A 12,516-nucleotide genomic window follows, 5' to 3' on the forward strand; every position below is an offset into this window, starting at 1 on the left:
GGAGACTTCTGCATGGACTGGACAGCCTACCTGCCGATGCTCTGGCAAGGGGCATTCGTCACGATGACGATCACGCTCGCGTCGATTGCCGTCGGCGCGGTGCTCGCCTTCGTGTTCGGCATCATGCGCGTGGAAGGAGGACCAATCCTCTCCACCATCGCGCTGTGTTACACGGAGGTGTTTCGCGGCACATCGCTGCTCGTTCAGCTCTTCTGGTTTTATTACGCGCTGCCGCTTGTCGGACTGAGCTTCGATCCGATCACGACCGGGATCCTGGTGCTGGCGGCCCATGCGGGTGGATACGGCGCGGAGATCGTGCGCGGGGCGCTGTCCTCCGTTTCGACGCAGCAGCTCGAGGCTGCGCGCGCCTTGAATTTCAGCCGCTTGCAGACGCTCTTTCGGGTCTCGCTGCCGCAGGCGATCGTCGAGATGATGCCGGCCTTCGGGAACCTGGCCATCGAGACACTCAAGCTTTCATCGCTCGTATCGCTGATTTCGATTGCCGATCTGACCTTCGCGGCCCAGTCGATCCGCAACATCACGCTTGATAGCACGAGCATCTACTCGATCACGCTTCTCTGCTACTTCGCCATGTCCCTCGTCCTCATGGTGGCGATCCGCGTGGTCGAACGCCTCGTGCGACGCGGCCAGGCGTTCCCGCAGATGCCCCGTTCGTGAGGATATGATCTGATGATGTACGGATACGAATGGGATACGACGACGTGGCTCACCTACACGACCTCGATCCTGCCCATTATCCTGATCGGCCTGACCGTCACCTTGAAGGCGGCTGCGGCGGGCTTTGCCATCGCATTGGTGCTCGGTTTGGCCTTCGCCCTGCTGCGCCGCAGCCGGCTGATCGCGATCTCCTGGACGACGGCTGTCATCGTGGAGTTCCTGCGCGACACGCCACTCCTGGTCCAGCTCTTCTTCCTCTACTATGTGCTGCCGGAGTTCGGCATCGTGCTGCCGGCATTCCTCACGGGCGCGCTGGCACTCGGCCTGCAATATGCCGCCTACACATCGGAGGTTTATCGCGGCGGCATCGAGGCCGTGGCGCGCGGCCAGTGGGAGGCGGCAACGGCGCTCAACCTCACCCGCATGCAGGCCTATCGCGATATCATCATTCCGCAGGCCATTCCGCGGATCGTGCCGGCGATGGGTAATTATCTCGTCGCGATGATCAAGGAAACGCCGGTCCTGTCCGTCGTCACCGTCATGGAAATGATGGGGCTGGCCAACATGATCGGCGAACGCACCTTCGAATATCTCGTTCCGCTGACGCTCGTCGGCCTGATCTTCCTCCTCCTGACGCTGATCTGCTCGGCCGGTCTCCACCGGCTGCAGAAAGCGTTGCCAAAAGCAGGAATCCCCTTGCGATGACCGAAGATAATACCGCGCCCATCATCGAATTCTCGAACGTCGCCAAGCGCTTCGGCCCGTTGACGGTGCTGGACGACTTCAATTTCACTGTCAGGAAGGGAGAAAAGGTCACGCTGATCGGTCCGTCCGGTTCGGGCAAGTCGACCGTCCTGCGCATCCTGATGACGCTCGAGCCCTTTCAGGACGGCAGGCTGACATTGTCGGGCATGTCCTATCACGAGCCGAACGGCAAAGGTCCCTTCAAGGCGTCCGAACGTCATCTGCGCCAGATCCGCACCCATGTCGGCATGGTGTTCCAGAGCTTCAACCTGTTTCCGCACATGACGGTGCTGCGCAACGTAGTGGAAGCGCCGCTGCGCGTTCTCGGCATTGCGCGCGCGGAAGCGGAATGCCGTGCGTTGCAATTGCTGGACATGGTGGGGCTGGCGGACAAGAAGGATTTCTACCCCTCGCAGCTGTCCGGCGGGCAGCAGCAGCGCGTCGCGATCGCCCGCGCACTCGCGATGCGCCCGAGGGTCCTGCTTTTCGATGAGCCGACATCCGCACTGGATCCGCAGCTGGTGGGCGAGGTGCTCTCGGTCATTCGCGGCCTCGCGCACGAACATGACCTGACCATGCTGCTGGTGACGCACGAAATGCGCTTCGCCCGCGAGGTCTCCGACCGCGTCTGCTTCTTCGACAAGGGGCGTATCTGCGAACAGGGTTCGCCTGACGAAATATTCGGCGCGCCACGCGAGCCGCGGACACGCGAATTCCTGTCGTCGGTTCTGGCTTAGCACGATGCTTAGACCGCCGTCTGGCGGACGGTTCGTGAATTAATCCGGCTCAGCCATGCGGTACCCGACGCCAGGCTCGGTGCGCACGATCCGCGGCTGGGTCGGATCCCGTTCGATCTTCTGGCGAAGCTGACCGATGAAGACCCGCAGATAATGAAGGTCCTCGCCATGGGCAGGACCCCAGACACTCGTCAGCAGGGTTCGATGGGTGACCACGCGGCCGGCGTGGCGAGCAAGCAGAAGCAGCAGGTCATACTCCTTGGGCGTCAGGTGCAAGGTCTCGCCTTCGCGCGAGACGAGCCGCTTGATCGGATCGATCGTCAGGTCATCCACGTCCATGACGCTGGGAATAGCGTCCTGCCGGCCGCGATGGCGCAGCGCGGTGCGGATGCGCGCGGTCAGCTCTCCGATGCCAAAGGGTTTTTCGACGTAGTCGTCGGCGCCAAGATCGAGGGCCGCGATCTTCTCGCTTTCGCGGTCGCGGGCCGAGAGGATGACGATCGGGATGTCCGACCATGCCCGGAGGCTCGCGATCACCGCCTTGCCGTCCATGTCCGGCAGGCCGAGATCGAGGATCACGAGATCGGGCGCCTGGGTGGCAACGAACTTGAGAGCCTCGCCGCCGTTTACGGCTTCGATCACCTCGTAGCCCGCAGCGGTCAGCGAGGGCTTCAGGAAGCGCTGGATCTGCGGCTCGTCATCCACGACAAGGATACGGGACTGGTTCATCAGGCATTGCCCCTTGCTTCTGCACTTCCGGGAAACCGCATCACGATGCGCGTTCCCCGCTTCCTGAGAGCCGGGCTTTCGGCATGGATCTTTCCGCCCATCGCCTCGATGAAGCCGCGCGCGATGGATAGCCCGAGCCCCGTGCCGGGCGCGCGCCCGTCCGGGTTTCCACGGCGATAGAATTTTTCGAAGATGCGGTCCAGGTCCTCTGGCGGAATGCCCTTGCCGAGATCGGTGACGGAGATGATGACATCCTTGCCCTCACGACGCGCATAGACATTCACCGGCTCCCCGGCACCATATTTGATGGCATTGTCGAGCAGATTGAACAGCACCTGCGAGATGAGCACGCTGTCGCCGCGTATCAACGGCAGATCGGTCGCAATGCTGGTTTCGATGATCTGTCCCGGGGCGTGCTTGCGCGTGCGCTCGACGGCGGACTGCACCACGTCGGTGACGTCGATCCAGTCCCGTTTCGGTTTCAACGTGCCCGCCTCGATGCGCGTCATGTCGAGCAGGTTGGCGACGAAACGGCTCATCCGGCCGCTTTCCTCCTCGATCGATTGCAGGAGGTCGCTACGGCTCTCCGCGCTCATCCGTTCGCCGAGCTCGCGAAGCGCGGTGACGGCGCCGGTGATGGTGGCGAGGGGCGTCCGCAGGTCATGCGAGATGGATGACAGCAGCGCGTCGCGATAGCGTTCCCCCTCCAGCCGCGCCGCCTGGACGATCGTCTCATCCGCCAGCCGGGCGCGATCGAGAGCGATAGCCGTCTGGTCGAGAACGGCGCTCAGCATGCGCTCCGCATTCAGATCGAGCGGCTCGTCGGCGTGCTCGACACCGCAGACACCGACGATGCCGTGAGGGCCAAGCAACGGGCGGAACTCGAAACGGCTGTTGGGAAGCGTCCCGGTGCCGCGGCCCGCCGGCTCGCGTTTGTCGTGGGTCCAGCGCGCGGCGGTGAGGTCGGTAACGTCAAGGTCCGTATCCGGTGGCCAGGCCGCCGCCACGCCGAGGTCGTCCTTCCGGGCAAGCAGGAAAACGACGTTGCGCCGCAAACGCGACTGGAGTTGCGAAACGGCCAGCCAGATCGCATCCTCGCTCTTTTCCGTCGTTGCGAGCTTGCGCGAGAAGTCGTGAAGCGATTGAAGCTCGGTTGCCCGCAGGCCTGCCACCTCTGCCTGTTGCCGGATGCGGGAGGCGAAACCACCCGCGATCATCGCCACGATCAGAAACACGAAAAGCGCAAAGACTTCATGCGGCGCGGCAATCGTGAAGGTGCGCTGCGGGTCTATGAAGAAGAAGTTGTAGGCGAGGGCAGAAAGAACCGCCGCCAGGAATGCGGCGACGTAGCCCCCAGTGACGGAGGCACCGAGCACCGAGAGCAGGAAGAGCAGCGAGATGTTGGGCAGATCGACGAAGAGATCGATCGTCTTGCCCAGCAGCACGGTCAGCGCGACGAAACCTGCGGCGCTCAGTGCCGATTGTCGCCACGCCTGCGTCCTGGGGAGCGCGAGCGGACGCCGCATGCGTTCGCCCGAAGGGCTGTCCGGCGTCACGATGTGAATGCCGAGGCCGGCCGCATCGTTTGCCAGCGCCTCTGGAAGGGCCTGTTTGACATGCTTCCGCCAGCCGGCGCGTTTCGGTGCGCCGATCACGATCTGGGTGACATGTTCTCGCCGCGCAAGCTTCAGGATCTCGTCGACGAAGTCGTTGCCGATCACGCGGCGCGTCTCTGCGCCGAGTTGCTCGGCCAACCGGAAGAGCGTCTCGATTCGCTGTACGTGCCCCGGCGTGTCTGCCTCCCGGTCGGCCCGCTCGATCGATACGACGAGCCAGGGCGCGTTGAGCCCGGAGGCGAGGCGACTTGCCACTCGCACGACCTTTTCCGACAGCGGGTCGGAACCGACGCAGACCAGCAGCCGCTCGGCCGTGGCCCAGGGGCCGTCGATCGCGTTCTGCTTGAGATAGTCGACCATCTGGTCATCGACACGGTCGGCCGTGCGGCGAAGAGCCAGTTCCCGCAGCGCCGTCAGGTTGCCGAGGCGGAAGAAGCGGTCGACCGCACGGTTCGCGCTTTCCGGCAGATAGACCTTGCCGTCCCGCAGCCGCTCGATCAGTTCGGACGGCGCAAGATCGACCAGCAGCACCTCGTCGGCCCGCTTCAGCACGATGTCAGGCACGCGCTCGCGGACAGTCACGCCAGTGATCTGCGCGACGACATCCGCCAGGCTCTCGAGATGCTGGATGTTCAAGGCCGTCCAGACATCGATACCGGCGGTGATGAGTTCCTCGATATCCTGGTATCGCTTCGGATGGCGACTGTCGTCGGGGTTGGAATGGGCGAGCTCATCGACGATGACGATCCGCGGCCGCCTTGCCAGTGCCGTGTCGAGATCGAACTCGTCGAGCATGCGTCCGCGATAGGCAATCCGCCGCCTGGGCAGGACCTCAAGCCCGTCGAGCAGTGCTGCCGTTTCACTCCGTCCGTGGGTTTCGACAAGCCCGACGACGACATCGACACCATCGGCCTTCAGGCGCCTTGCCCGAGACAGCATGGCATAGGTCTTGCCGACTCCGGGTGCTGCGCCGAGGAAAGCGGTGAGCTTGCCCCGACGGTCTTTCTCCGCCAGGGCAAGCAGGGCATCCGGGTCGGGACGTCGCGCGTCCCTGCGGTCGTCATCCGCCATCAGGCTCTCACATCTTCAACGCATCGAGCGCTAGGTTGAGCTCTAGCACATTCACCCTCGCTTCGCCGATAATACCGAAGGTCGGCTCTTCGATCTGCTGCTTGACGAGCGAGGCAACGCTCGCTGGCTCCAGCCCCCGTGCTTTGGCGACGCGCGCGACCTGCGCTTCGGCAAAGGCCGGCGAGATATGCGGGTCGAGGCCGGAGCCTGAGGTCGTGACTGCGTCAGCCGGTATCGGTGAGGGCATGCCTGCGGCGTTCAAACGGGCGATATCGGCTGCGACGCGATCCCGGAGCTTGGCCGAGGTGGTGCCGAGATTGGAGCCGGACGAGGCAGCGGCGTTGTACGGATCCGGGCCGGTGGCAGACGGGCGCGGCCAGAAGTAGCGGTCGGCCGTGAAGTTCTGCCCGATAAGCGTTGAACCGACCACCGTGCCGCCGCGATCGATCAGGCTGCCATTGGCCTTTTGAGGCATCACCGCCTGGGCGACGGTGTTGATAGTAAGCGGATAGACAAGGCCGGTGAGGACGGTCAGGGCAACGACCAGGGTGAGGGCGGGTCTGAGATGATTGAGCATGGTTACACCAGATGTAGAGCGCTGATGGCGGCATCGATGAGTTTGATGCCGGCGAAGGGCAGGATGAGGCCGCCGACGCCATAGACCAGCAGGTTTCGGCGCAGGAGTGCCGCCGCACCCGAGGGACGATAGGCCACCCCTTTCAGCGCCAGCGGTATCAGCGCGACGATGATCAGTGCATTGAAGATGACGGCCGACAGGATGGCCGATTGGGGCGAGGCGAGCCCCATCACGTTGAGGGTATCAAGGGTCGGATAGGTCGCGACGAACAGCGCCGGAATGATGGCGAAGTATTTGGCAACATCATTAGCGATGGAGAAGGTCGTCAGCGAGCCGCGTGTCATCAGGAGTTGTTTGCCGATCTCGACGATTTCGATGAGCTTGGTCGGGCTCGAGTCGAGATCCACCATGTTGGCGGCTTCGCGGGCGGCTTGGGTGCCGGTCTGCATCGCGACCCCGACATCCGCCTGGGCGAGCGCTGGCGCGTCGTTCGTTCCGTCGCCGCACATGGCGATGAGACGGCCGCCCTGCTGCTCGCGGCGGATATAGGCAAGCTTGTCCTCCGGTGTGGCCTGGGCGAGGAAATCGTCGACGCCCGCCTCCGAGGCGATGGCCGCAGCCGTCACCGGATTGTCGCCGGTGACCATGACGGTGCGGATGCCCATGGCGCGAAGCGCGGCGAAACGGTCCTTGATCCCCGGCTTCACCACGTCCTTCAGATGGATGGTGCCGAGCAGGCGCTCGCCGTCCGCGACGGCGAGGGGGGTGCCGCCGGTGCGGGCGATCTTTTCCACAGCGCTATGGAAATCGGCCGGTGCGTCCCGTTCCGTGAGGCCGGCGAAGCGCAGAACGGCGTCGACGGCCCCCTTGCGCAGGCGGCGCGTGCCCATGTCGACGCCCGAAAGCCGCGTCTCCGCGGTGAAGCCGATGACGGCATCGAAGGCCGAATTCGGCATGGCGACACCGAACTCGCCGGTGGCGAGCGCCACGACCGAGCGGCCTTCCGGCGTCTCGTCGGAAAGCGAGGCGAGGAGGGCGGCCTCCGCCAGTTCGCCGGCGGTCACGCCGGGGGCAGGCAGGAAGTCGCTCGCCATGCGGTTGCCAAAGGTGATGGTACCCGTCTTGTCGAGAAGAAGCGTATCGACGTCGCCGGCGGCCTCGACGGCGCGGCCGGACGTGGCGATGACGTTGAAGCGCACAAGGCGGTCCATGCCGGCAATCCCGATGGCAGAGAGCAGGCCACCGATGGTGGTCGGGATCAGGGTGACGAGAAGCGCGGCGAGCACGGTCACGGAGAGCACGGTTCCGGAATAGCCCGCCAACCCCCAGATCGCGACGCAGACGAAGAGGAAGATCAGCGTGAGGCCGGAAAGCAGGATCGACAATGCGATCTCGTTCGGCGTTTTCTGGCGCTGGGCCCCTTCGATCAGCGCGATCATGCGATCGACGAAGGAGGAGCCGGGCTGAACGGTGATCTTCACCCTGATCTCATCGGACAGCACCTGCGTGCCGCCGGTGACGGCGGAGCGATCGCCGCCGGATTCGCGGATGACGGGTGCGGATTCACCGGTAATGGCGCTCTCGTTGACCGAGGCGACGCCTTCGATCACCTCTCCGTCGCCGGGAATGAGCTCGCCGGCGGCAACCAGCACGACATCGCCGACCTTGAGGCTGGATGCCGGGATCGTCTCCGTCGTCCCGCTTGCGCCAACCTTGCGGGCGACGAGATCGGACTTCGTCTTTTTCAAGCTGTCGGCCTGGGCTCGGCCGCGACCTTCCGCCACGGCTTCGGCGAAGGTGGCAAACAGCACGGTGAACCAGAGCCACGCAGCGATCTGGCCGGAAAAGCCGGCCTCGGCAGGATTGGCGGCGAGGTCCCGAATGAAAAGGATCGTCACGACCGCAGCGACGACTTCCGTCACGAAGATAACCGGATTGCGCAGGAGCTTGCGGGGATCGAGCTTGACGACGGCGTCACGCATTGCCGGAAACAGGATCGACGGATCGAGGAGACCGGGCGCCCTGTGGTCTTTCGGCTTGTTGGCTTGGGACATGGGAGTTCCTTCAGAAGGTCTGGCCGGCGAGCATGGCGAGGTGTTCGACAACGGGGCCGAGCGCCAGTGCAGGGAAGAATTGCAGGCCACCGAGGATGAGGATAATGCCGATAAGGAGCCCGACGAAGAGCGGGCCGTCGGTCGGGAAGGTGCCGGCCGAGGCCGGGGCCTTCACCTTGGCGGCAAGCGATCCGGCAATTGCCATGACCGGCACGACATAGGCGAAGCGACCAAGCAGCATCGCGATCCCGAGCGTGGTGTTGTACCAGGGCGTGTTTCCGGTGAGCCCGCCGAAGGCCGAGCCGTTGTTGCCCGCCGTCGAGGTATAGGCATAAAGGATTTCCGACAGCCCGTGCGGCCCCGCTGTTCCGATGCTGGCCACCGCGAAAGGCAGCATCGCCGAGATGGCGGTGAAGCCGAGGATCACCAGTGGCAGGATCAGGACGGCCAGCATGGCGAACGTCATCTCGCGTCCCTCGATCTTCTTGCCGAGGAATTCCGGCGTGCGTCCCACCATCAGGCCGGCCACGAAAACGGAAAGCAGCGCGAAGACCAGCATCCCGTAGAGGCCCGAGCCGACACCGCCGGGCAGTACCTCTCCAAGCTGCATGAGGAACATCGGCACCAGGCCGCCGAGGCCCGTGAAGGAGCCGTGCATGCCGTTGACGCCACCATCCGAAAGGCCGGTGGTCACCGCCGCATAGAGCGCGGTCATGGCCTGACCGAAGCGGACTTCCTTGCCTTCCATGTTCCCGAGAGCCGGGTCGACGCCGAGCGCAGTCAGGATGGGGTTGCCCTGCGCCTCTGCCCAGTAGGTGACGGTGACGCCGGCAATCAGGAGGATCGCCATGGCCGAGATCAGGGCCCAGCCCTGCCGGCGATTGCCGACCATCTGGCCGAAACTGTAGACGAGGGCCGCCGAGATCGACAGCATGGCGAAGATATTCAGGTAATTCGACCAGGCGGTGGGGTTCTCGAAGGGATGCGCCGCGTTGACGTTGAAGAAGCCGCCGCCATTGGTGCCGAGTTGCTTGATCGCTTCCTGCGAGGCCACCGGCCCGAGCGAGATGACCTGGTTTGCGCCCTCCAGTGTCCGGGCCGTCACCGAGGCATCGAGTGTCTGCGGCAGGCCCATGGCGACAAAGGTGAGTGCGACCACGATGGACAGCGGCAGCAACACGTAAAGCGTGGCCCTGACCATATCGACCCAGAAATTTCCGAGCGTCGTGACCTTGGAGCGGGCGAGCGCCCGGGTGAAGGCAACCGCGAGCGCCATGCCTGTCGCCGCCGACAGGAAGTTCTGGACGGTGAGCCCGGCCATCTGGCTGAAATGGCTGAGCGTCGTCTCGCCGGCATAGTTCTGCCAGTTGGTGTTCGTGACGAAGGAAACGGCGGTGTTGAAGGCGAGATCGGCGGGAACGGCGGGGAAACCCTGCGGGTTCAGCGGCAGATGGGCCTGGAACCGAAGCATGGCGTAAAGTGCGAGAAAGCCAGCGAGCGAAAAGGCGAGCATGGCAAGGGTGTAGGCGAGCCATCCTTGCTCCTTGTTCGGGTCGACCCCGCTCATGCGATAGAAGCCCCCCTCGATGGGCCCGAGCACCGGCGAGAGAATGGTCCGCTCGCCGCTGAAGACCCGCGCCATGTAGAGCCCGAGCGGCTTGATCACGAAGAGGACGGCAAGGAAGAGGAGGCTGATCTGCAGCCATCCGACTGTTGTCATGGATCTACTCCCGATCAGAAACGCTCGGGACGCAGCAGCGTCACGACGAGGTAGGCGCCGAGGCCGACGGCGACAAGAAAGCCGAAGAGAGGTTCAATCATCGTCGCCTTCCTCAAAGCCGGCCGAGCGCGCGGGCATAGAGCGCAAGCACGAGAAGGGTGCCTCCGCCAAGCGCGATAAAAAAGAGATCGGACATATCAGTGTCTCCTGTTGATGCAGGAGCAGGATAGGCGCCTTACGGCTCAGGCTTCGATTGGGAAGTCCGGCGGCGGAAATAAAGAAAACATAAGGACGGTTTGGCGAGCGCTCACGCGTTACACCATTGCCAACCAGGGGGGCGCAACAGTCAGCCCGTGACGGTCCGTTTAGGTCGGATAGGCTTGCTGAGATAAGGTGATCCCGTCACCGCAAAGCGCCACGGCCGCTCGGCGGCTTTGCTGATGCCGATACGCACGCCGCTCGTAATTGCGGGAACGGCGGCCGGCAGTTCCACGGAGAACGGAGGGGCCAGAACGGAAAGCCCGTTCATATCGCTGCTGACGCCGAGCGCCTTGCACAGGTTTCCGGGGCCAGCGCACAGCTTTCGTATTTCGCTCACAGCCCGGCGTGCTCTCATTGTCTCGATGCCATGCACCGGCTCCAGGGCGCGGATGAGCACGGCGCTGCCCTCCTCGCAGACAAAATTCAGGCACCAGTGCAGCCCATAGGAGCGATAGACATAGGCGCGCGCCGGCGCGCCGAACATCGCTGCATTCGCAGCCGTCGGCCCCCTGAAACTGTGCGACGCCTCATCATCCCGATGGTAGGCTTCCGTCTCGACAATGATCCCGCCGACCCCGTCGATTTGCAGGTCCGCCCCAAGCAGGTCGGTCGCGACCGTGAGCACGTCGCGTGCGAAGAAATGTTCGTCCAAGACCATCAATTCAAAAGATCCCGCATCGTCAGCGCGTTTTCGATGGCGGCGCCGGACGCCGTGTTGTCGAAGACGCACCAGCTGTCTTCGTCGAGGCGTTTGCCGAAGCGCCTGATGTCTGCCTCGCTGTAGCTGGAATAGTAGATTTTCGGCGTGCCGTGCAATCGCACATATTTCGGAGGCTCGTCGAAACCGGTTTCCGGCCAGACGGGCGCCGGGTCGGCAAGAACGCGCTCGATGGCATGGCGTTGCAGAAGCATTTTTGCCGGCTCCGACGCCCAGCTTTTGTGGCGTGGTTCTATCACGATCGTACCCGCGTGATTGCGGCGCATGGCAGCAAAGGCTTCATTGGCGGTCTTCGCGTCGAACGCGAGGCTTGGCGGCAGCTGGCACAGGAGCGGACCGAGCTTTTCGTTCAGGCCCTGGATCTCGTTCAGAAACGTGTCGAAAAGCCCGCCTATGTCGTGCAGCCTTGCGTCATGAGTAATCTCGCGGGGTACTTTTACAGCAAAACGGAATTGCTCCGGCACCGAGGCGGCCCATCGTTCGAACGTCTTGGCCCGATGGTGGCGATAGAAGGTTGAGTTGATTTCGACGCCGTTAAAGACGGCGGCATATCGTTCCAGGCCGGTGCCCGTCTCCGGAAATCGTTGAGCAACCGTCTTGGGAATGGACCACGCTGCTGTCGCGATGAAGGGCACCCCGTCCTCCGCTGTTCCTCACAAGTGCGAGACGGAATTCCGATTTGCGGCTTTGGTTCCGGGCGGAAGTCGGAACATTCTGTTTGCTTCAGCATTGCCGATGTCGAAGCTGGAGAATGGGCGTGGCGCCGAGAGCGAACTGGAAAGGTTTCCTGAAAGTGGGCGAGCTGGTCTGTCCGGTGGCGCTTTACACCGCCGCGTCGACCAGCGATCGCATCGCCTTTCACATGCTCAATCGCAAGACCAGTCATCGGCTTCATCGGGAATTCATCGACAGCGAGACGGGCAAAACCGTTGAACGCGAGGATCAGGTGAAGGGCTACGAGGTCGGCGATGGCGATTATATCGCGCTCGACCCGGAGGAAATCGCGGCCGCCCTCCCGGAGAGCGACAAGACGTTGGAGATCGAGGCGTTCATCGCCTGCGATGACATCGACGACCTGTATTTCGACAAGCCCTACTATCTCACGCCCTCCGACCGTCACGGCGATGAGGCCTTTGCGTTGATCCGTGAAGGAATGAAGAAGTCGAACGTGGCCGCCCTTGCGGAAACCGTTCTCTTCCGACGGATGCGCACGGTGCTGATCCGCCCGGAGGGCCAGGGCCTTGTCGCAACCACGCTCAACTATGACTACGAAGTGCGATCGGCCGAGGCGGCATTCTCAGATGTACCCGACGTCAAGCTCAAGGGCGAAATGCTGGAGCTTGCCGAACACATCATCAACACGAAAAAGGGCCGGTTCGATCCGAAGGGCTTCGATGATCGCTACGACGCGGCGCTGGCGGAGGTGGTGAAGGCGAAGATCGAGGGACGGAAGATCAAGCCTGTCAAGCCGAAGGCTGAAGGCAAGGTCATCGACCTTATGGAGGCGCTTCGCCAGAGCGCAGGCAAGGGCGAGAAACCGGCAAAACGCAAAACGAAGAAGCCTGCGGCCGCGCGCAAACCGGCGGCGGGCCGTCGGAAGGCAGGATGAGC

The 12,516-nt window shown here is 63.5% G+C and carries 12 protein-coding genes; 4 read left to right on the forward strand and 8 right to left on the reverse strand.

Translation table 11 applies throughout. The features are described 5' to 3' along the window. Positions 1 to 12: 12 nt before the first annotated feature. Genes ehuC through ehuA form a run of 3 tightly spaced genes read left to right on the forward strand, consistent with a single transcriptional unit; the run spans position 13 to position 2,159 of the window. Positions 13 to 678 (forward strand): ectoine/hydroxyectoine ABC transporter permease subunit EhuC, encoded by a 666-nt coding sequence (ehuC, locus tag GR158_RS06560; RefSeq protein ID WP_134646680.1) that lies wholly within the window; start codon positions 13 to 15, stop codon positions 676 to 678. A 12-nt stretch (positions 679 to 690) separates the two neighbouring features. After that, on the forward strand, positions 691 to 1,383 hold the full coding sequence (gene ehuD, locus GR158_RS06565; protein ID WP_134646682.1) for an ectoine/hydroxyectoine ABC transporter permease subunit EhuD: 693 nt from the start codon (positions 691 to 693) through the stop codon (positions 1,381 to 1,383). Beyond that, positions 1,380 to 2,159, forward strand: a complete 780-nt coding sequence (gene ehuA, locus GR158_RS06570) for an ectoine/hydroxyectoine ABC transporter ATP-binding protein EhuA (RefSeq protein WP_160870440.1) — start codon at positions 1,380 to 1,382, stop codon at positions 2,157 to 2,159. Before ehuD ends, ehuA begins: the two co-directional genes overlap by 4 nt. Before the next feature lie 39 nt (positions 2,160 to 2,198). On the opposite strand, the gene GR158_RS06575 is transcribed toward ehuA, so the two are convergent. From GR158_RS06575 to GR158_RS06610, 8 genes are all read right to left on the reverse strand, one after another. Continuing rightward, positions 2,199 to 2,888: a response regulator gene (locus GR158_RS06575; RefSeq protein WP_160870441.1), complete on the reverse strand. Its 690-nt coding sequence runs from the start codon at positions 2,886 to 2,888 to the stop codon at positions 2,199 to 2,201. Continuing rightward, entirely contained in the window at positions 2,888 to 5,575 is a 2,688-nt protein-coding gene (locus tag GR158_RS06580; RefSeq protein ID WP_160870442.1) for a sensor histidine kinase KdpD, read from the reverse strand. The genes GR158_RS06575 and GR158_RS06580 overlap by 1 nt, the downstream gene beginning before the upstream one ends. 7 nt (positions 5,576 to 5,582) lie before the next feature. Beyond that, positions 5,583 to 6,152 carry a potassium-transporting ATPase subunit KdpC gene (gene kdpC / locus GR158_RS06585; protein ID WP_160870443.1) on the reverse strand — a complete coding sequence of 190 codons (570 nt, stop codon included), beginning with the start codon at positions 6,150 to 6,152 and terminating at the stop codon, positions 5,583 to 5,585. 2 nt (positions 6,153 to 6,154) lie between these two features. Next, positions 6,155 to 8,206: a potassium-transporting ATPase subunit KdpB gene (kdpB, locus tag GR158_RS06590; RefSeq protein WP_160870444.1), complete on the reverse strand. Its 2,052-nt coding sequence runs from the start codon at positions 8,204 to 8,206 to the stop codon at positions 6,155 to 6,157. 10 nt (positions 8,207 to 8,216) lie between these two features. Beyond that, the gene (gene kdpA / locus GR158_RS06595) at positions 8,217 to 9,926 is read right to left on the reverse strand and encodes a potassium-transporting ATPase subunit KdpA (protein ID WP_160870445.1); all 1,710 of its coding nucleotides are present in this window, start codon (positions 9,924 to 9,926) and stop codon (positions 8,217 to 8,219) included. A 14-nt stretch (positions 9,927 to 9,940) separates the two neighbouring features. Next, a complete protein-coding gene (kdpF, locus tag GR158_RS25600; RefSeq protein ID WP_370340835.1) occupies positions 9,941 to 10,027 on the reverse strand; it encodes a K(+)-transporting ATPase subunit F in 87 nt (28 codons plus the stop codon). Positions 10,028 to 10,272: 245 nt separating this feature from the next. Further along, positions 10,273 to 10,845: a DNA-3-methyladenine glycosylase gene (locus tag GR158_RS06605; RefSeq protein WP_160870446.1), complete on the reverse strand. Its 573-nt coding sequence runs from the start codon at positions 10,843 to 10,845 to the stop codon at positions 10,273 to 10,275. Further along, positions 10,845 to 11,540, reverse strand: coding sequence for a DUF72 domain-containing protein (locus tag GR158_RS06610; RefSeq protein WP_160870447.1), 696 nt, complete (start codon positions 11,538 to 11,540; stop codon positions 10,845 to 10,847). The genes GR158_RS06605 and GR158_RS06610 overlap by 1 nt, the downstream gene beginning before the upstream one ends. 122 nt (positions 11,541 to 11,662) lie before the next feature. On the opposite strand from GR158_RS06610, the gene GR158_RS06615 reads away from it, so the two are divergent. Then, positions 11,663 to 12,514, forward strand: coding sequence for a Ku protein (locus GR158_RS06615; RefSeq protein ID WP_160870448.1), 852 nt, complete (start codon positions 11,663 to 11,665; stop codon positions 12,512 to 12,514). Positions 12,515 to 12,516 lie beyond the last annotated feature (2 nt).

The sequence above is a fragment of the Shinella sp. AETb1-6 genome (assembly GCF_009826875.1).
GTDB lineage: Bacteria > Pseudomonadota > Alphaproteobacteria > Rhizobiales > Rhizobiaceae > Shinella > Shinella sumterensis.